The following is a 19,329-nucleotide window of genomic DNA, read 5'->3' on the forward strand; positions in this document are numbered from 1 at the left end:
GATGCCTTCAGTCCCTCCACCGTTGCCAAGCGCGCTGCCGCGCCACGTTGCCGTCATCATGGATGGCAACGGGCGTTGGGCACAGCAGCGCCGCCGCCCGCGCATGATCGGCCATCGCGCCGGCGCGCGCGCGGTCAACCACACCATCGACCGTTGCCTGGAACTCGGTATTCCGGCGCTCACCCTGTTCGCGTTTTCCAGCGAGAACTGGGGCCGCCCGGACGACGAAGTACAGTCGTTGATGAAGCTGTTCCTGCACGCATTGGATCGCGAAGTGGACGAGCTGCATCGGCGCGGCGTGCGCGTGCGTTTCATCGGCGAGCGCGAGCGCTTCGGCGCTTCGCTGGTCAGCCGCATGCAGCTGGCCGAGCAACGCACCGCGGACAACCGTGCCATGACCCTGTGCATCGCCGCCAGCTACGGTGGCCGCCAGGATATCGCACGGGCCGCTCGCATCCTGGCGCAGGAAGTGGCTGCCGGCCGCCTGCTGCCGGAACAGATCGACGAGCATCTGCTCGGCACACATGTCGCACTGGCGGACATGCCGGCGCCGGACCTGTTCATCCGTACCGGCGGTGACACCCGCATCAGCAATTTCCTGCTCTGGCAGCTTGCCTACACCGAGCTGTGGTTCACCGACGTGCTGTGGCCGGATTTCGATGCCGACCAGCTGCAGCTTGCCCTGGACACCTATGCCAGCCGTGAGCGCCGCTTCGGGCTGACCAGCGCCCAGATCGCCGCTCTCGCCACCGAGACGTCCAGCCCATGACCAAGACCCGAGTCCTCGCCGCGCTGATCATGGCGCCGACGGCCATTGCCGCCATCCTGCTGCTGCCCAGCCAGTGGCTCGCCGCTGCCGCCGCCGCGGTGTTCCTGATCGGCCTGTGGGAGTGGCTGAAGCTGGCCGGCGTGGAAGACACGCTGGCCCGCACCACCCTGCTGCTGCTCAACCTCGTGCTGATGGTGCTGGTGGTCTGGGACCGCGATGCGTCGCTGTTCCTGTTCCGCGTCGCCGCCCTGATCGGTGTCGGCTGGTGGCTGCTGGCCCTGCTGTGGCTGCGTTTCTTCAACTTAGGCGCGCAGCCGGACAGCCATGCGCGCGCCCTCAAGCTGCTCGCCGGCACGTTGGCGGTGCTGCCGGCCTGGGCCTCGCTGGTGCTGCTGCACGCCTCCAGTGACCAGGGCCACCTGTGGCTGCTGACCGCACTGGCCGTGGTGTGGGCTGCCGACTCCGGCGCCTACTTCGCGGGCCGCACCTTCGGCAAACACAAGTTGGCGCCGCGCATCAGCCCCAACAAGACCTGGGAAGGCCTGTTCGGCGGCCTGATCGCCGGTCTGATCGTCGCGACCGCCTTCGGCCTGGGCTTCGGCGTGGCCGACTGGACGCTGGTCACTGTGGCGCAGCTGCCGTGGCTGCTGCTGGTGACCACCGTGGCGGTGTTCGCCTCGGTGCTGGGCGACCTGTTCGAGAGCCTGCTCAAGCGCCACGCGGGCGCCAAGGACTCCGGCCACATCATCCCCGGCCATGGCGGCGTGCTGGACCGGGTCGACGGCGTGTTGGCCGCCCTGCCGGTGTTCGCCATCGGCAAGGAAATCTTCGGGCTCTGACCATGCACGCCTCCCCTGCCCTGCGCCGTGTCGCCGTCTTCGGCGCCACCGGCTCCATCGGCGCCTCTGCGCTGGATGTCATCGCCCGTCACCCGGACCGGTTCCAGCCCACGGTGCTGGCGGCCGGCTCGCAGGTCGATGCGTTGCTGGCCCTGTGTCGTGCACATCGTCCCCTGCATGCGGTGATCGCCGATGAAGCGCTGTATGCACGCCTGCGCGACGGCCTGCGCGACGCCGGCCTGGCAACCACCGCCCACGCAGGCGATGCCGCCCTGGATGCACTGGCTGCGGGAGACACCTGCGATACGGTGATCGCCGCGATCGTTGGTGCGGCCGGGCTGTCGTCTACGCTGGCCGCCGCGCGGGCCGGCAAACGCATCCTTCTGGCCAACAAGGAATCGCTGGTGCTGGCCGGCGAACTGCTGATGCGCATTGCGCAGCAGGCAGACGCCGAGATCATCCCGATCGACAGCGAACACAGCGCCATCTTCCAGTGCCTGCGCTCGCGCGATGCCAGCCTGGACGGGGCCGGCGTGCGCCGCATCCTGCTGACCGCATCCGGGGGCCCCTTCCGTGGCCGCAGCCGCGCCGAGCTGGAGCAGGTCACCCCGGCGCAAGCCGTTGCCCACCCGAAATGGTCGATGGGCCCCAAGATTTCGGTCGATTCAGCCACCCTGATGAACAAGGGGCTGGAAGTCATCGAAGCCCACCACCTGTTCGGGGTACCCGCCGCGCGCATCGAGGTACTGGTGCATCCGCAGAGTCTGGTGCACTCCCTGGTGGAGTTCGTGGACGGGTCCACGCTGGCGCAACTGGGCCTGCCGGACATGCGCACCACCCTGGCCGTGGGCCTGGGCTGGCCGCAGCGCATCGATGCCGGCGTTGGCGGGCTGGATCTGCTGCGCCAAGGCCGGCTGGACTTCGAAGCACCCGATACCGACGCGTTCCCGTGCCTGGCCTTGGCCTGGCACGCGATGCGGGCCGGCGGCACGGCGCCGGCGGTGCTGAACGCGGCCAATGAAGAGGCTGTTTCAGCGTTTCTTCAGGGAAGGGTAGGCTTTCTGGCCATTCCTGCCTTGGTGGATAACGCGCTCTCAACACTCCCGGTCGAGCCTGCCGATACACTTGGCGGCCTGCTCGCCGCCGACCAGCGTGCCCGTTTGATCACCCGGACTGCCATCGAAGCCCTCTGAATGCCGCCCTGCCCTGCCGCCACCACTGCGCTCTCCCATGACTGAGTTCCTCGGATCGGTGTGGTGGATGATCGTCAGCCTGGGCCTGCTCGTGACCATTCATGAGTTCGGGCACTACTGGGTTGCGCGCCGCTGCGGGGTCAAGGTGCTGCGCTTTTCCGTCGGCTTCGGCAAGCCGCTGTGGTCGCGCCGCGACCGCAATGGGACCGAGTTCGCCATTGCCGCCATTCCGCTCGGCGGCTACGTGAAAATGCTTGATGAGCGTGAGGTGGAGGTCCATCCGCACGAGCGCGGCCAGGCCTTCAACCATAAGACCGTCTGGCAGCGCATTGCGGTGGTCGCCGCCGGCCCGCTGGCCAACCTGCTGCTGTGCATGCTGCTGCTGTGGGCGATGTTCGTGATCGGCAAGCAGGACTATTCGGCCACGGTCGGCCGCGCCACCGGCATGGCCCAGGTGGCCGGGCTGCAGGGCGGCGAGCGCATCCTGTCGGTCGATGGACGCTCGGTCGCCACCGTCGGCGAGGCCAGCATGGCGCTGACCGCCGCCGCCATGGACCGTCATGACGTGACCCTCCAGGTAGTGGATGCGCAGGAACGTCGTCATCAGCGCACTCTGCCGCTGTCCCAGCTGCCGGCAGGCTTCGATGAACGCCGCGTCGCCCCGTTGGCCGGCATCAACTGGCAGTTCTGGCTGCAACCCGCGTTGGTGGACCGCCTGGTGGACGATTCCGCCGTGCGCGGCGTGCTGCAGCCGGGCGACCTGATCGTGGCCGTGGACGGCGAGCGGATAGATGCCGCCGACCAGGTCTATCCGGCCGTACAGGCGCTGGGCAAGCGCGGCGGCCCGGGCATGATCGACGTGCTGCGCGGTGGCGAGCGCCTGGCCCTGGAAGTCGAGCCACGACAAGGCCTGGACGGCAATAGACAGCCCGTCTGGCAGCTCGGCATCGGTTTCAGTGAGGCCCACGCCCCGGTTTATGACACCGTGCTGAAGTACGGCCCGCTGGCCGCGGTGCCCGTGGCGATCAGCGAAACCGGGCGCATGGCCTCCGACTCCCTGGGGATGATGCGCCGCATCGTCACCGGCAATGCCTCGCTGCAGAACGTTTCCGGCCCCGTCACCATTGCCCGGGTGGCCAATGTTTCCGCGCAACGGGGGGTGGATTGGTTCCTTCAGTTCCTCGCCCTACTGTCGCTCAGCCTCTGCATCATCAACCTGCTGCCCATTCCCGTCTTGGACGGAGGGCACCTGCTGTATTACCTTATCGAGTTGGTCAAGGGCAGCCCGCTGAGCGAGCGTGCCATGGCGGCCGGCCAGTTTGTCGGTCTCGCGCTGCTGGCCGGGCTGATGGGATTGGCGTTCTACAACGACATCCTCGGCCTGGTCACGCGATGAACATGGGCTCTGTAATGAACTTTTTCCTGCTGTCGCCGTCTACAACGTCGGCATTCCGCACTACGCAATCGACCTCTACCGGACGTGACATGACGCGACTCCCGAACCGCCGCCTGCTGGCCCTCGCCCTCGCTGTTGGAATCGGCGCCCCCGCACTGGCGCAGGCTGCCGCCCCCTTCACGGTCAGCGACATCCGCGTGGACGGCCTGCAGCGCATCAGCTCCGGCACCGTGTTCACCTACCTGCCGGTGGAACGTGGCCAGGCGCTCACCGACGCCAAGGTCAGCGAAACCATCCGCGCCCTGTACAAGACCGGCTTCTTCGAAGACGTCCAGCTGGACCGCCAGGGCGACATCCTGGTGGTCACGGTCAAGGAGCGTCCGGCGATCAACAAGCTCACCGTCACCGGCAACAAGGACATCAAGTCCGACCAGCTGCTGAAGGGCCTGAGCGACATCGGCCTGACCGAAGGCGGCACGTTCGACCGCCTGAGCCTGGACCGCGTGACCCAGGAACTGCGTCGCCAGTACAACGACCGCGGCAAATACAACGTGGAAATCACCCCGACGGTGAGCCCGCTGGACCGCAACCGGGTCGATATCGCGATCACCATCAAGGAAGGCAAGGCGGCCAAGATCCGCCACGTCAACCTGATCGGTACCGAGAAATACCCGGCCGAAGACATCCTGGACACGTGGGAATCGAAGGAGCACAACTGGGCGTCGTGGTACCGCCGTGATGACCAGTACTCCAAGGAAAAGATGTCCGGCGACCTGGAGAAACTGAACTCCTGGTACCTGGACCGCGGCTACGTGGACTTCAGCATCGACTCCACCCAGGTGTCGATCAGCCCCGACAAGCGCGACATGTTCATCAGCGCCGGCGTCACCGAAGGCGAGCAGTACAAGATTTCCGAGATCAAGGTCAGCGGCGATACCGTGCTGCCGCAGGAAGACGTCGAGCGCATGGTCATCCAGAAGTCGGGTGACACGTTCTCGCGCGCCCTGCTGGAATTCAGCTCGAACAGCATCACCAACTCGTTGTCGAACATCGGCTATGCCTTTGCCAAGGTGAACCCGATCCCGACCACCAACCGTGCTGACCGCACGGTGGCGATCAACATGCAGGTGGTGCCGGGTCCGCGCGTGTCCGTGCGGCAGATCCAGTTCCGCGGCAACACGCGCACCTCCGATGAAGTGCTGCGTCGCGAAATGCGCCAGTTCGAGAACAGCTGGTACTCGCAGGCCGCCATCGACCGTTCCAAGATCCGCCTGCAGCGCCTGGGCTACTTCGAAGCGGTGGATGTGCAGTCCACCCCGGTCACCGGCAGCAACGACCAGGTCGACGTGATTTACAACGTCAAGGAAACCACGTCGGGCAGCTTCGTGTTCGGCCTGGGTTACTCGCAGTCGTACGGCATGACCACCTCGGTGCAGCTGTCGCAGAACAACTTCCTGGGCGGCGGCAACCGCGTGTCGGTGGAAGCGTCGCGCAGCAGCTACCTGCAGCGTTATGGCTTCAGCTACACCAACCCGTACTTCACCGATGACGGCGTGTCGCTGGGCTACAACCTGTCGTGGCGCGAGCTCGATTACTCCGACTTCAACACTGCGCAGTACAACAGCACCAACGGTGCAGCGCAGATGGTGTTCGGCGTGCCGATCACCGAGACGGATACGGTCTCGTTGATGTTCGGTATCGATAGCAACCAGATCCAGACGTATGGCAGCACGCCGGCTTCGATCAGGGACTACATCAATGCGGTGGGGCATCAGACCTTCCACGCTTGGCGTACCGAGCTTGGCTGGGCGCGTGACTCGCGCAATGACTACTTCATGCCCACCCGCGGCACTTATCAGCGCGTAGGCTTGGAAACAACTCTGCCTGGGTCGACCGTTGAGTACTACAAGCTGAACTACCAGATCAGCAAGTACTGGCCGATCATTCCGTCCCTCGTCATCAACACCCGTTTCGAAGTCGGCTACGGCGATAGTTACGGAAACGACGTGTCGCGCGTTGTGACCGAGGCGGATGGCACCCAGCGCGTGATTACCGCGTCCGGCCTGCCGTTCTACGAGAATTTCTACGCAGGCGGCACCAACTCGGTACGTGGCTTCGAGGACAACACCCTGGGTCCGCGCGAAGTCACACCCGGCTATCCGAATGGCCAGCCGCTTGGCGGCTCGCTGAAAACGGTGGGGTCGGTGGAAGCGTACTTCCCGCGCCTGTTCGACAGCCCGTCGGCCCGCGTATCGGCGTTTTTGGACTTCGGCAACGTATACAACGGCACGGACAACTTCAAGGCCAACGAGCTGCGTGTGTCCACCGGTGTGGCCTTGCTGTGGCGCGCCCCGGTCGGCCCGATCTCGATCAGCTACGCCTTCCCGCTCAAGAAGGAAGACGGCGACGAAATCGAACGCCTGCAGTTCACGTTCGGCGGTCAGTTCTAAGCAGTCCGCACGAAACACAAAAACGCCGGGCATTGCCCGGCGTTTCTGTTTGGCAGCTCCGCGTTGCGCCGAGCCATGCTTGGCGGGCTCATGCAGCGGCAACACGCCCTCCCGTTCCAAGGCACCCCGCGCTTCGCGCTCGCCGAGCATGGCTCGGCGCTACGGCGTCGGCGGGCGTGGCCAACACGGGTCGGTGGGCGTGGCGGACACGGGTGGGTGGGCGTGGCGGACACGGCTAGGTGGGCGTGCCGAATGTGGCGAGGGACCGGTGGAACGGCACCGGGGCCCTCGTCCTGACCGCCCTGGTGGGGGCAGTAACATGACCGTTGTCACGCCACACGGTAAACTCCCCGCGTGAATACTCCTACCTACTCCGCCCAGCAACTCGCCGAGCAGTTCGGCCTGCAGGTCCATGGCGATGCCTCCACCGTGATCGGTGGCGTGGCGACGCTGGCCCATGCCGGACCGGCCCAGCTCACCTTCCTGGCCAATCCCCGCTACCGTGTGCAGCTGGCCGACAGCCAGGCCGGCATCGTGGTGCTGCGTGCCGAGGATGCCGAGTCCGCGCCCGGCACGGCGCTGGTCACCAAGGACCCGTACAACACGTTCGCCCGCATCGCGGCCCTGTTCGATGTGGCCCCCACCCGCCCGCCGGGCATCCATCCCAGCGCGGTCATCGACCCCAGTGCACAGGTGGCCGCCAGTGCCCATGTCGGGCCCTTCGTCATCATCGGCGAGCGCAGCGTGATCGGCGAGAACTGCATCATTGGCGCGGGCAGCGTGATCGGCGAAGACTGCAGCCTGGACAGCGGCTGCGAACTCATCGCGCGGGTCACCCTGGTCACCCGGGTGAAGCTGGGCAAGCGGGTGCGCATCCATCCCGGCGCCGTGCTCGGCGCCGATGGATTCGGCCTGGCCATGGACGCGGGCAAGTGGATCAAGGTTCCGCAGCTCGGTGGTGTGCGCATCGGCGACGACTGCGAGATCGGCGCCAATACCTGCGTGGACCGTGGCGCCCTGGAGGACACCGTGCTGGCCGAAGACGTGCGCCTGGACAACCTGGTGCAGGTCGCCCACAACGTGCAGATCGGCGCGCATTCGGCGATTGCCGGCTGCACGGGTATCGCCGGCAGCGCGAAGATTGGCCGTTACTGCCTGCTCGGCGGGGCCGTCGGCGTGGTGGGCCATCTTGAAATCTGCGACAAAGTCGTGGTCACCGGCAAATCGGTGGTCCGCAACTCCATTACCGAGCCGGGCGAGTATTCCTCCGGCACGCCGTTGACCGACAACCGCACGTGGCGCAAGAACGCCGCGCGCTTCAAACAGCTCGATGCGCTGGCCCGTCGCATCCTGTCTGTGAGCAAGGAGAAGGAATGAGCCAGGAACAGACCCCGTCGGACATCGACCTGCCCGACATCGCCCAGATCCGGGCCTTGATCCCGCACCGCTACCCTTTCCTGCTGGTGGACAAGGTGGTGTCGCTCGACTTCGAGAAGCGCAAGATCGTCGCCCGCAAGAACGTCAGCATCAACGAGCCGTTCTTCCAGGGCCATTTCCCCGAACAGCCGATCATGCCCGGCGTGCTGATCATCGAAGCCATGGCGCAGGCGGGCGGCGTGCTCACCCAGCTCACGCTGGGCCGGGATGCGCAGTCCAAGCTGTTCTACATGGTGAAGGTGGACAATGTCCGCTTCAGCGACAAGGTGGTCCCCGGCGATGTGCTGGAGATGCACGTGGAGATCAAGCGCGTGATCCGCAACATGGCGGTGTACGACTGCAAGGCCTTCGTCGACGGCAGGATCGTCGCCTGCGCCGAAGTCATGTGTGCCGGCACCCGCGAATAACCTACGAGGAGGACCACCGATGAGCGGACACGCTCCGTTGATCCACCCCACGGCAGTGATCGATCCGTCGGCGAAGCTCGCCGACGGCGTCCGCGTGGGCGCATTCACCCTGATCGGGGCCGATGTTGAAATCGGCGAAAACACCGAGATCGGCCCGCATTGCAGCATCCACGGCCCGACCCGTATCGGCCGCGACAACCGGTTCATCGGCCACGCCGCCATCGGTGGCGAGCCGCAGGACAAGAAATACAACGCCGAGAAGACCGAGCTGGTGATGGGGGACCGCAATGTCATCCGCGAGTTCGTCACCATCAACCGGGGGACCGGCGGTGGCGGTGGCATCACCACCGTCGGCGATGACAACTGGATGCTGGCGTACACCCACGTCGCGCACGATTGCCACGTCGGCAGCCACTGTGTGTTCTCCAACAACACCACGCTGGCCGGCCACGTGACCGTGGGCGACCATGTGATCATCAGCGGCTTCGCCGGTGCCCACCAGTTCTGCCGTATCGGCGCGCATGCCTTCCTGGGCATGGGCGCGCTGACCAATGGCGATGTCCCGCCGTTCACCATGGTCGGCAGTGATTCGCTGGGCCGTCCGCGCGGCATCAACAGCGAAGGCCTGAAGCGCCGTGGCTTCGACGCCGAGCGCATCGCCAGCATCAAGCGCGCGTACCGCACCCTGTACGTTGCCGGCCTGCCGCTGGCCGAGGCCAAGGTGCAGCTGGCCGAGCAGGCGCGCAGCAGCGAAGACGTCAAGGCGCTGCTGGAGTTCATCGAACAGGCCGAGCGGCCGCTGCTGCGATGAACCAGACCACGCTGCCGCCCACGGCCGAGGTCATCCTGTTGCGTGAAGCACCGGCTGCCAGCGCCCCCGCGCGTGTCGATACGCGTCCGCTGCGCGTGGCGCTGGTGGCGGGCGAAGCATCAGGTGACCAGCTGGGCGCAGGGTTGGTACGGGAGTTGAAGGCACGCTTCCCCAATGCAGAGTTTGCTGGCATTGGCGGTGATGGGATGCGCCATGCGGGCTGCCAGACCTGGTTCGACGCCAGCGAGTTGGCGGTGATGGGGCTGACCGAAGTGCTGCGCCATCTGCCGCGGTTGCTGAAGCTGCGTTCGCAGTTCCGCCAGCGCGTGCTGGAGTGGCAGCCTGATGTATTCATCGGCATCGACGCGCCCGACTTCAACCTGGGCGTGGAGCGCTGGCTGAAGCTGCGCGGCATCCGCACCGTGCACTACGTCAGTCCCTCGGTGTGGGCATGGCGCGAGAAACGCGCGGAGAAGATCGGCGAGAGCGCGGACCTGGTGCTGTGCCTGTTCCCGATGGAGCCGCCCATCTATGCGCGGCACGGTATTGATGCGCGGTTTGTCGGCCACCCGATGGCCGATGACATCCCGATGCACGTGGATCGCGAACAGGCACGCGCCGACCTGGGCCTGCCGTCCAATGCGAAAGTGCTGGCGGTGCTGCCGGGCAGCCGGCTGGGCGAAATCAGCCGGCTGGGCGAGCCCTTCTTTGAGGCGGCCTGGCAGGTATGCGAACGCATTCCCGGACTGCACGTCGTCGTGCCGGCCGCGAACGCCGCGTGCCGTCAGTTGATCGACCAGCAGCTCTCCCGCTCTGCGTTCCCTGTGGTGCATTCCCATGTGCTGGACGGGCAGGCGCGCACCGCCATGATCGCCGCCGACGTGGTGGTGCTCGCTTCGGGCACGGCCACGCTGGAGGCGATGCTGGTGAAGCGGCCCATGGTGGTCGGCTACCGGGTCAACGAGCTGACCTACCGGCTGGTCAAGGCGCTTGGCCTGCTGAAGGTCGATCGCTATGCCCTGCCGAACATCCTGGCCAACAAGGATCTGGCGCCGGAACTGATGCAGCACGATTGCGTGCCGGAGAAGCTGGCCGCTGCGATCCAGCAGTGGTTCGACCATCCGCAGAAAAGCATCGATCTGCAGGCCACGTATCAGCAGTTGCACACCCTGCTGCGGCGTGATGCCTCGGCCCGCGCGGCCGATGCCGTGGCCGAGCTGGTGGCGCGCGATGTGGTGCCCCGGTGAGCCGTCGTGCTGCCGCTGCCGCGACGATGACGCTGTTCAGCGGCACCGCAGCGGCAACCGTGGTCGTGCAGCGTATCGCCGGCGTGGATGAGGCCGGTCGTGGCCCGTTGGCCGGCCCGGTGTCCGTGGCTGCGGTGGTGTTCGATCCTGCGCGGCCTCGCATCAACGGCCTGGACGATTCCAAACAGTTGACTGCGGCCCGCCGTGACCAGTTGTACGACCGCATCATCGACCGTGCGCTGGCGTGGCATGTGGTCCTGGTCGATGCTCCCACCGTGGACCGGCTGAACATCTATCAGGCGACGCTGCAGGGCATGCGCGAGGTGGTGGCTGCGGTTGCGCACGCGGCCGATCTGGCACGCATCGATGGCAACGTGGTGCCCAAGGGTCTGGCGCTGCCGGGCGAAGCGTTGATCGGGGGCGACGCCATCGACCGCGCGATCATGGCTGCTTCGATCCTCGCCAAGGTCAGCCGTGACCGCTACATGCAGCGCGTGCACGAGCAGTTTCCGTATTTCGGCTTCGACCAGCACAAAGGGTATGGCACGCCCATGCACCTGGCGGCATTGCGCGAACACGGACCGTGCCTGGAACACCGGCGCAGCTTCGCGCCCGTGCGGGAGTGCCTCGCCGTGCCGGTTGCTGCTCCTTTGGAGATGGCGCTGGCGCTGTAGGTGGGTCGAACGGGTGAGACCCCCTCGCGGGTGGCTCTGACAGCGGGTTCCGAGCTTGGGGCCGGGCGGTGGGGCTGCGCGGGGGACGGCAAAAACTGCGTCCATGCGTGCCTCGTTTCGCGCCATCCATGGCACGGGTACACGTCATCGCATTCGCGCTGCCGCTCCCACGCTTTGCTGCGCAAACCGCGGGCCCCGTCTCACCAACACCCACACCCCGCCGCTTCGCGGCCGCCCCTGACTCAGGGGCTCCCTCCCCCCGACACGCCACGGCGCTCTGGTGGCCGCCATGAACCTGTCGAAGGTGGGGCGGGGTGGGTTGGCGGGGGCGTTGAGCGCCATGGATGGCGCGAAACGAGGCCCGCAGGATGCGGTTGTTGCCGTCCCCCGCCAACCCACCCCGCCCCGCCAACAAGCAGCCCTGCAGCTGTAGCTGCAGCTGTAGCTCTGGCTTCGAAGCCCCCCCGCGCAGCGCGCCCCTTCCTCTACGTCAAGACCTTGTCCGTACAGGTCACCGCCGGTACCCTGAGCGGGCACTCCTGCGCACCTGTGACCCCGGCGGCCGTTCCTACGCCTGCTCCCGGGGCCGGTGCGCTCCAACCTGGTCCGGCATGTCCAACTCCCGTTTCGTCCATCTCCACGTCCACACCGAATTTTCGCTGGCGGATTCCACCATCCGTGTGCCGGCGAAGCCGGAACAGGCTGACCCGAAGAAAGCCAAACAGGCCAACCTGCTGTCGCGCTCGGTCGAGCTCGGGCTGCCCGCGCTGGCAGTCACCGATCTGAACAACCTGTTCGCCCTGGTGAAGTTCTACAAGGCGGCCGAAGGCGTGGGCATCAAGCCGATCGCCGGCGCCGACGTGATGATCGCCGAGGAAGGCCAGGATCCGTGGCGGATGACCCTGCTGTGCCGTGACCGCGAGGGCTATCTCAGCCTGTCCCGGCTGCTCACGCGTGCCTGGATGGAGGGCCATCGCCCGGAAGGCGGCGTCGCGGTGCATCCGGAATGGCTGAAGGCCGGCTGTCAGAACCTGTTCGCGCTTACCGGCCGTGAAAGTCTCGCCGGACGTCTCGCTGCGGCAGGCAAACATGAGCTGGCCGAGCAACAACTGGCTGACTGGCAGCGCGTGTTCGGCGATGGACTGCACCTGGAACTGACCCGCACCGGCCGCGACGGCGAAGAAGCCTTCAACCAGTTCGCGCTGATGGCAGCGGGCCAGCGTGGCCTGCCGGTCATCGCCAGCAACGATGTGCGCTTCCTGCAACCGACCGATTTCAACGCGCACGAAGCGCGCGTGTGCATCGCCTCCGGTCGCGTGCTGGATGACCCCAAGCGCCCGCGGGACTACAGCGACCAGCAGTACCTGAAGTCGGCCGAGGAGATGTGCGCGCTGTTCGCCGACATCCCCGATGCCATCGACAATACGCGTGCGCTGGCAGAGCGCTGCAACATCGAGATGCGGCTGGGCACCTACTTCCTGCCCAACTACCCGGTGCCCGACGACGAGACGCTGGACAGCTGGATCAGGAGCGAGTCGCGCAAGGGCCTGGCACTGCGCCTGGAGAAAAACCCGGTCGCTGCGGGCATGACCGCGCAGGACTACAGCGAGCGTCTGGAATTCGAGCTGGATACCATCATCAAGATGGGCTTCCCCGGTTACTTCCTGATCGTGGCGGACTTCATTCAGTGGGGCAAGAACCAGGGCATCCCGATCGGGCCCGGCCGTGGTTCGGGTGCCGGTTCGCTGGTGGCGTGGGCGCTGCAGATCACTGATCTGGATCCCCTGCCCTACAACCTGCTGTTCGAGCGCTTCCTCAACCCGGAACGCGTGTCGATGCCCGACTTCGACATCGACTTCTGCATGGACCGCCGCGACGAAGTCATCGACTACGTGGCGCGCAAGTACGGCCGCGAGCGGGTCAGCCAGATCATCACCTACGGCACCATGGCGGCCAAGGCCGTGGTGCGTGACTGCGGTCGCGTGCTGGGCTTCCCGTACGGCCTGGTCGATGGCGTGGCCAAGCTGATTCCGAACATCCTCGGCATTTCGCTGAAGGATGCGATGGGGGAAGGCAAGGACAGCGAGATGGCCTCGCCGGAACTCATCCAGCGCTACCAGAGCGAAGACGATGTCCGCGACCTGATCGATCTGGCACGCCAGCTGGAAGACCTGACCCGCAATGCCGGCAAGCATGCCGGTGGCGTGGTCATCGCCCCCGAACCACTGGCCGAGTTCTGCCCGCTGTTCGCCGAACACGATGAAAACGGCATCGGCCGCAACCCGGTTACCCAGTTCGACAAGAACGATGTGGAAGAAATCGGCCTGGTGAAGTTCGACTTCCTGGGCCTGCGCACGCTGACCATCATCGACTGGGCAGTCAAGGCGATCAACAAGCGCCACGAGCGCGCCGGCATTCCGCCGGTGGATATCGCCGCGCTGCCGCTGGATGATGCGGCGACCTACAAGGACATCTTCGCCTCCGGCAACACCGGCGCGGTGTTCCAGTTCGAATCCTCCGGCATGCGTCGCCTGCTGAAGGATGCCAAGCCCGATCGGTTCGAAGACCTGATCGCGCTGGTGTCGCTGTATCGCCCCGGCCCGATGGACCTCATTCCCTCCTTCGTCGACCGCAAACATGGGCGCGAGGATGTGGAGTATCCCGATCCGCGCACCGAACGCATCCTGCGCGACACCTACGGCATCATGGTGTATCAGGAGCAGGTGATGCAGATGGCGCAGATCGTCGGCGGCTACTCGCTGGGTGGCGCCGATCTGCTGCGTCGCGCGATGGGCAAGAAGGTGCCGGCCGAGATGGCCAAGCACCGCGAAATCTTCCGCGAGGGCGCGGCCAAGGACGGTGTAGGCGAAGCCAAGGCCGATGCGATCTTCGACCTGATGGAGAAGTTCGCCGGCTACGGTTTCAACAAGTCGCACGCTGCCGCCTACGCGCTGGTGAGTTACCAGACCGCGTGGCTGAAACGCCATTATCCCGCCGAGTTCATGGCCGCCACGCTGTCGTCGGACATGGACAATACCGAGAAGGTCGTCGGCTTCCTCGACGAGGTGCGCAACCTCGGCCTGACCGTGCTGCCGCCGAAGGTGAACCAGTCCGCCTACATGTTCGAGGCCGCCACGCCGGACACCATCCAGTACGGTCTGGGAGCAATCAAGGGCGTGGGCCAGGGCGCCTGCGAGGCCGTGGTCGATGAGCGCCTGCAGAAGGGCGCGTACACCAACCTGCTGGATTTCTGCACGCGCATCGGCTCGGCCAAGCTCAACCGGCGCACGCTGGAGGCGATGATCAACTGCGGTGCGCTGGACGAACTGGGCCGCAACCGCGCGTCGTTGATGCTGCAGCTACCGGAGGTGATCAAGGCCACCGAGCAGATGGCGCGCGAGCGTGCATCGGGTCAGAACTCGCTGTTCGGTGGACCGGACCCGAGTGCGCCGGCAATCCACCTGGAACTGCAGGAGACCGACGAATGGCCGCTGCTGCAGCGGCTCACCGGCGAGCGCGACACGCTGGGGTTCTATCTCAGCGGACATCCGTTCGACCCGCATCGCGACGATGTGCGTGACCTGGTCGGCACCGATCTGGGCGCCGTGGAAAAAATCTGGAGTGCCAACAGCGGCGGTGGTGGCGGTGAAAAGCGCTGGCGCCCGGAAGTACAGACGGTACTGGCCGGCCAGGTGGTTGGCGTGCGCCGCAAGGGCGAAAGCCAGATCTTCATCCAGCTGGAAGATGGTCGCGGCCGGGTGGAATGCAGTGCGTTCTCCGATGCGATGGCCGAGTTCGGCCACCTGATGACCAAGGACCGCATCCTGGTGGTCAAGGGCGGCCTGCGCGAAGATGAGTTCAATGGCGGCTTCGCCCTGCGCATCCGCCAGTGCTGGGATTTCGACGAGGTCTGTGCCAACTACGCCACCCGGCTTTCACTGCGGGTGGACCTGCGCCGTGAACGCCCCGTGTGGCAGCGCCTGAACGCACTGCTGGACCGGCATCGCCCCGGCCGTACGCCCCTGCGCCTGGACCTGCTGTTGAAGGACGAGGAAGGCTCGCTCGCGGGCATGCTGGACGTGGGCGGCGACAGCGCGGTGCGCATCGATTCCAAGCTGATCGACGCCCTGCGCGCGGACCCGGCGATCCGCACCCTGAAGGTGCGTTACAGCCCGCCCTGGGCGAGCTGACCAGACGACGGCGTACGGGGCATCTGCACGCATTCGGCTAAACTCCCCCTCTTCACTTCACACGACGGCTTCCGATGAATCCGAACTACCTCGACTTCGAGCAACCCATCGCCGACCTGGAAGCCAAGATCCAGGAACTGCGCAGCGCCAGTGCCGGTCCGGCGGTCAACGTCGAAGCCGAAGTGAATACCTTGCGCGACAAGCTGCGCGTGCGCACCGCGCAGATTTTCCGCAACCTGACCACCTGGCAGATCCTGCAGCTCGCCCGGCACCCGTCGCGTCCGTATACCGCGGACTACATCCGCCTGTTCTGCGACGAGTTCCAGGAACTGGCCGGTGACCGCGCGTTCGCCGATGACAAAGCGATCATGGGCGGCCTGGCCCGCATCGGCGGCCGTTCGGTGATGCTGATCGGTCACCAGAAGGGCCGTGACACCAAGGAAAAGATCAAGCGCAACTTCGGCATGCCCAAGCCCGAGGGCTACCGCAAGGCATTGCGCCTGATGAAGATGGCAGAGCGTTTCGGCCTGCCGGTGCTGACCCTGATCGACACCGCCGGCGCATGGCCAGGCATCGATGCCGAATCCCGTGGCCAGTCCGAAGCGATCGCCCGCAACCTGCTGGAGATGTCCGAGCTGAAAGTGCCGGTGATCTGCACGGTGATCGGCGAAGGCGGCTCCGGCGGCGCGTTGGCGCTGGGCGTGGGTGATCGGACGATCATGCTGGAATACAGCGTGTACTCGACCATCACGCCGGAAGGCTGCGCCTCGATCCTGTGGAAGGACGCGGGCAAGGCCAAGGAAGCCGCCGAGCAGCTGGGCATGACCGCGCCGCGGTTGAAGGGCCTGGGGTTGATCGACAAAGTGGTGCGTGAGCCCACCGGCGGCGCCCATCGCAACCCCAACCAGATGGCCAAGCGCCTGAAGGCCGTGCTGCTGAACGAGCTGGACGCCCTGCAGGCCCTGCCGACCGACGAACTGCTGGCCCGACGCTACACGCGTCTGCGCAGCTACGGTACGTACGAAGCCGCGTAAACCGCGGCCGCGTTGCGCGCTCGCCGAGCATGGCTCGGCGCTACCGTTGCGGTCCGGACGGCAGCGCGCTGCACTTGCACTGGTAGCGCCGAGCCGTGCTCGGCGGCTTTTCGATCCGGCACCACCACACCCGAGGCAGGCCGCGCTGCGCGCTCGCTGAGCGTGGCTCGGCGCTACCGTGCGAGACCCGGCGGCAGCAACTCGTCAGAACGGCTTGGCCACCACCAGCCAGACAATCGGGATGAAGGCCAGCAAGGGGATTTCGTTGATCCAGCGCAATGCGACCGGCGAGGGCAGCGCGCGGCCCTTGGCCACGCCCTTGAGCAGGCGCCCGGTCCAGATGAAATAGGCCAGCAGCAGCACCACCAGACCCAACTTCGCATGCAACCAACCGGCACCGCCCGGCGCCACCATCGTGGGGAAATCCGGAATCATTCGATATCCCATCCACAGGACCAGCCCCAGCACGAAGGCCAGACCGAACATCGCGTGCCCGAAGCGATAAAGGCGCCGCCCCATCAGCTGCAGGCGCTCGCTCACCGCAACCTGCCCGGCGGTCTCGGCAATGTTCACCAGGATGCGAGGCAGGTAGAACACCGTCGCCATCCAGGCCACCACGAACACGAGATGGAAAGTCTTGACCCAGAAGTACGACTGCATGCGCTTGCTCCGGTGGCTGGCGTAGGATGAACGCCATTTTCACCGATGCGCAGACCCACGTACATGGACAAGACCTACGACGCCGCCTATTTCCAGCATTGGTACAGCCGCGCCGACATCGGCGGTAGCGCCCGCTTGGCGCGCAAGGTGGCCTTGGCCGTCGCCACCGCCGAGTACTACCTGGAGCGGCCGATCCGCACCGTGTTGGATATCGGGTGTGGCGAAGGCGCGTGGCGCGCGCCACTGCTGAAACTGCGCCCAAAACTGCACTACCTCGGTTTCGACAGCAGCGATTACGCCGTGCAGCGCTATGGCCGCACGCGCAACCTGCGTCCTGCGGCCTTCGGTGACTTCGCGTGGCTGCGGCCGTGTGCACCGGTCGACCTGCTCATCTGCTCGGACGTGATGCATTACGTGCCCGACCGCGAACTGCGCGCAGGCATGGCAGGGCTGGGTGAGCTCACCGGTGGCGTGGCGTTCCTCGAAACCTTTGCCGCGGAAGACGATTTCGAAGGCGATCATGAGGGTTTCCACGCACGTCCGGCCCGTTGGTACCGGCGCGAGCTGGGCAAACAGGGCCTGGTGCCCGTTGGCTCGCATTGCTGGCTCGGACCGCCGTTGGCAACGGATGCATCCGCGCTGGAAAAGGCATGAGGGCCAGCGGCCCGCCTTCCCGCGCCCAATTAATATACCGGCCGGCCTGATCGGTTATGCTGCGCGGCAACATATGACCATACATATTGAGTCAGTATGCTCTACCAACTGCACGAACTGACCCGCAACCTGCTCGCCCCTTGGGTGCATCAGGCGCAGGCCAATGCCCACTTCTTCAACAATCCCGGCCACTGGTGGTCGCAGATGCCCGGTGCCGACCGGCTGGCCGCGATGAACGAGCTCTTTCATCGCGTGGGCAAGGATTACGAAAAGCCGGAGTGGGGCATCAACGAAATCGACGTGGATGGCGAACGCGTGCCGATCGTGGTCCACGAAGAAGTCAGCAAGCCGTTCTGCAAGCTGCTGCGGTTCAAACGTCATAGCAACGAAGCTGACCAGTTGCACACGATGTTGAACCAGCCGTTCGTGCTGGTCGTTGCACCGTTGTCCGGCCACCACGCGACGCTGCTGCGCGATACGGTGCGCACGCTGCTGCGCGATCACCGGGTGTATGTCACCGACTGGGTCGACGCGCGGATGGTGCCTGGCAGCGAAGGCGAGTTCGGCCTTGAAGATTACGTCGACTATATCCAGGAGTTCATCCGCCACCTTGGCGTGGAGCGCCTGCATGTGGTCAGCGTCTGCCAGCCCACCGTGCCCGTGCTGGCGGCGGTTTCGCTGATGGCCAGCCGCGGCGAACCCACGCCGAAGTCGCTGGTGATGATGGGGGGACCCATCGATGCGCGCTGCAGCCCCACCGCCGTGAACAACCTGGCCACCCAGAATCCGTTGTCCTGGTTTGAAAACAACGTCATCCACACGGTGCCGCCGGGTTATCCCGGTGCGGGTCGCCGCGTGTATCCGGGCTTCCTGCAGCACGCCGGCTTCCTGTCCATGAACCCGAACCGGCACTTCAGTTCGCACTGGGATTTCTACACCGATCTGGTGAAGGGCGATCTGGAAGATGCCGACGCGCACCGTCGTTTCTACGACGAGTACAACGCCGTGCTGGACATGCCGGCGCAGTATTACCTGGACACCATCAGCGTGGTCTTCCAGGACTTCCTGCTGCCGCGCGGGGAGTGGTTCATCAAGGGCGAAAAGGTGGATCCGTCGGCGATCCGCGATACCGCACTGTTGAGCATCGAAGGCGAGCTGGACGATATCGCGGGATTGGGGCAGACCGAAGCGGCGCAATCGCTGTGCACGGGCATCGATGCCAGCCGCCGCGAACACTTCATCGTGGAAGGCGCGGGTCATTACGGCATCTTCAGCGGCCGCCGCTGGCGTGAAGTGGTGTACCCGAAGGTGCGTGATTTCTTCGCTGCCAATGCCGAAGCACCGGCAGCGTCGAAGCCGAAGAAGAAGAGCAACGTCACCCCGCTGCGGCGGAAAGCCGGCTGATCATCATCCCGTAGCGCCGAGCCACGCTCGGCGAGCGCGCAGCGCGGCCGGTATCACGCGCCAAGGGCCCGGACCGGAAAGCCGCCGAGCACGGCTCGGCGCTACCGCGCCGCGCGACGACCTGGATCGCAAACGTCAAACGCGGAATCGCACTGGTAGCGCCG

General features: G+C 65.8%; 15 protein-coding genes. 14 read left to right on the top strand and 1 reads right to left on the bottom strand.

Translation table 11 applies throughout. The features are described from left to right. Position 1: 1 nt before the first annotated feature. The 12 genes from uppS to ABRP17_RS03250 all read left to right on the top strand — a co-directional run bounded on the left by uppS (position 2) and on the right by ABRP17_RS03250 (position 16,447). Positions 2–769, top strand: a complete 768-nt coding sequence (gene uppS / locus ABRP17_RS03195) for a polyprenyl diphosphate synthase (RefSeq protein ID WP_349984843.1) — start codon at positions 2–4, stop codon at positions 767–769. Further along, complete coding sequence (locus tag ABRP17_RS03200; RefSeq protein ID WP_349984844.1) at positions 766–1,608, top strand: phosphatidate cytidylyltransferase; 843 nt, start codon at positions 766–768, stop codon at positions 1,606–1,608. Before uppS ends, ABRP17_RS03200 begins: the two co-directional genes overlap by 4 nt. A gap of 2 nt (positions 1,609–1,610) precedes the next feature. Beyond that, entirely contained in the window at positions 1,611–2,801 is a 1,191-nt protein-coding gene (gene dxr / locus ABRP17_RS03205) for a 1-deoxy-D-xylulose-5-phosphate reductoisomerase (RefSeq protein ID WP_349984845.1), read from the top strand. Between the two features lie 37 nt (positions 2,802–2,838). Next, positions 2,839–4,197 carry an RIP metalloprotease RseP gene (gene rseP / locus ABRP17_RS03210; RefSeq protein WP_188324577.1) on the top strand — a complete coding sequence of 453 codons (1,359 nt, stop codon included), beginning with the start codon at positions 2,839–2,841 and terminating at the stop codon, positions 4,195–4,197. Positions 4,198–4,286: 89 nt separating this feature from the next. Continuing rightward, entirely contained in the window at positions 4,287–6,647 is a 2,361-nt protein-coding gene (gene bamA / locus ABRP17_RS03215) for an outer membrane protein assembly factor BamA (RefSeq protein WP_349984846.1), read from the top strand. Between the two features lie 354 nt (positions 6,648–7,001). Next, positions 7,002–8,024, top strand: a complete 1,023-nt coding sequence (lpxD, locus tag ABRP17_RS03220) for a UDP-3-O-(3-hydroxymyristoyl)glucosamine N-acyltransferase (RefSeq protein WP_349984847.1) — start codon at positions 7,002–7,004, stop codon at positions 8,022–8,024. Further along, positions 8,021–8,491 carry a 3-hydroxyacyl-ACP dehydratase FabZ gene (gene fabZ, locus ABRP17_RS03225; protein ID WP_188324581.1) on the top strand — a complete coding sequence of 157 codons (471 nt, stop codon included), beginning with the start codon at positions 8,021–8,023 and terminating at the stop codon, positions 8,489–8,491. Before lpxD ends, fabZ begins: the two co-directional genes overlap by 4 nt. Before the next feature lie 19 nt (positions 8,492–8,510). Further along, on the top strand, positions 8,511–9,302 hold the full coding sequence (gene lpxA / locus ABRP17_RS03230) for an acyl-ACP--UDP-N-acetylglucosamine O-acyltransferase (RefSeq protein ID WP_188324582.1): 792 nt from the start codon (positions 8,511–8,513) through the stop codon (positions 9,300–9,302). Next, entirely contained in the window at positions 9,299–10,549 is a 1,251-nt protein-coding gene (gene lpxB / locus ABRP17_RS03235; protein ID WP_188324583.1) for a lipid-A-disaccharide synthase, read from the top strand. Before lpxA ends, lpxB begins: the two co-directional genes overlap by 4 nt. Then, on the top strand, positions 10,546–11,223 hold the full coding sequence (locus ABRP17_RS03240) for a ribonuclease HII (protein ID WP_349984848.1): 678 nt from the start codon (positions 10,546–10,548) through the stop codon (positions 11,221–11,223). Before lpxB ends, ABRP17_RS03240 begins: the two co-directional genes overlap by 4 nt. Positions 11,224–11,834: 611 nt before the next feature. Further along, positions 11,835–15,413, top strand: coding sequence for a DNA polymerase III subunit alpha (gene dnaE, locus ABRP17_RS03245; RefSeq protein ID WP_188324585.1), 3,579 nt, complete (start codon positions 11,835–11,837; stop codon positions 15,411–15,413). Between the two features lie 74 nt (positions 15,414–15,487). Next, complete coding sequence (locus ABRP17_RS03250; protein ID WP_349986636.1) at positions 15,488–16,447, top strand: acetyl-CoA carboxylase carboxyltransferase subunit alpha; 960 nt, start codon at positions 15,488–15,490, stop codon at positions 16,445–16,447. A gap of 204 nt (positions 16,448–16,651) precedes the next feature. Here ABRP17_RS03250 and ABRP17_RS03255 read toward each other — a convergent pair whose 3' ends face one another. After that, the gene (locus ABRP17_RS03255; protein ID WP_188324587.1) at positions 16,652–17,107 is read right to left on the bottom strand and encodes a CopD family protein; all 456 of its coding nucleotides are present in this window, start codon (positions 17,105–17,107) and stop codon (positions 16,652–16,654) included. Between the two features lie 63 nt (positions 17,108–17,170). Here ABRP17_RS03255 and ABRP17_RS03260 point away from each other — a divergent pair, with 63 nt between their 5' ends. Further along, positions 17,171–17,761: a class I SAM-dependent methyltransferase gene (locus ABRP17_RS03260; protein ID WP_349986638.1), complete on the top strand. Its 591-nt coding sequence runs from the start codon at positions 17,171–17,173 to the stop codon at positions 17,759–17,761. 96 nt (positions 17,762–17,857) lie between these two features. Continuing rightward, the gene (locus ABRP17_RS03265) at positions 17,858–19,165 is read left to right on the top strand and encodes a polyhydroxyalkanoate depolymerase (RefSeq protein ID WP_188324588.1); all 1,308 of its coding nucleotides are present in this window, start codon (positions 17,858–17,860) and stop codon (positions 19,163–19,165) included. Positions 19,166–19,329 lie beyond the last annotated feature (164 nt).

The organism is Stenotrophomonas sp. WHRI 8082 (assembly GCF_040223995.2).
Lineage (GTDB): Bacteria > Pseudomonadota > Gammaproteobacteria > Xanthomonadales > Xanthomonadaceae > Stenotrophomonas.

Bases quoted from the DNA above. Each gene is read 5' to 3' on its own strand.
- ABRP17_RS03250 (WP_349986636.1), top strand. From the start codon at position 15,488: ATGAATCCGAACTACCTCGACTTCGAGCAACCCATCGCCGACCTGGAA.
- lpxB (WP_188324583.1), top strand. From the start codon at position 9,299: ATGAACCAGACCACGCTGCCGCCCACGGCCGAGGTCATCCTGTTGCGT.
- bamA (WP_349984846.1), top strand. From the start codon at position 4,287: ATGACGCGACTCCCGAACCGCCGCCTGCTGGCCCTCGCCCTCGCTGTT.
- ABRP17_RS03200 (WP_349984844.1), top strand. From the start codon at position 766: ATGACCAAGACCCGAGTCCTCGCCGCGCTGATCATGGCGCCGACGGCC.
- dxr (WP_349984845.1), top strand. From the start codon at position 1,611: ATGCACGCCTCCCCTGCCCTGCGCCGTGTCGCCGTCTTCGGCGCCACC.
- uppS (WP_349984843.1), top strand. From the start codon at position 2: ATGCCTTCAGTCCCTCCACCGTTGCCAAGCGCGCTGCCGCGCCACGTT.
- dnaE (WP_188324585.1), top strand. From the start codon at position 11,835: ATGTCCAACTCCCGTTTCGTCCATCTCCACGTCCACACCGAATTTTCG.
- rseP (WP_188324577.1), top strand. From the start codon at position 2,839: ATGACTGAGTTCCTCGGATCGGTGTGGTGGATGATCGTCAGCCTGGGC.
- lpxA (WP_188324582.1), top strand. From the start codon at position 8,511: ATGAGCGGACACGCTCCGTTGATCCACCCCACGGCAGTGATCGATCCG.
- ABRP17_RS03265 (WP_188324588.1), top strand. From the start codon at position 17,858: ATGCTCTACCAACTGCACGAACTGACCCGCAACCTGCTCGCCCCTTGG.
- ABRP17_RS03260 (WP_349986638.1), top strand. From the start codon at position 17,171: ATGGACAAGACCTACGACGCCGCCTATTTCCAGCATTGGTACAGCCGC.
- ABRP17_RS03255 (WP_188324587.1), bottom strand. From the start codon at position 17,107: ATGCAGTCGTACTTCTGGGTCAAGACTTTCCATCTCGTGTTCGTGGTG.
- fabZ (WP_188324581.1), top strand. From the start codon at position 8,021: ATGAGCCAGGAACAGACCCCGTCGGACATCGACCTGCCCGACATCGCC.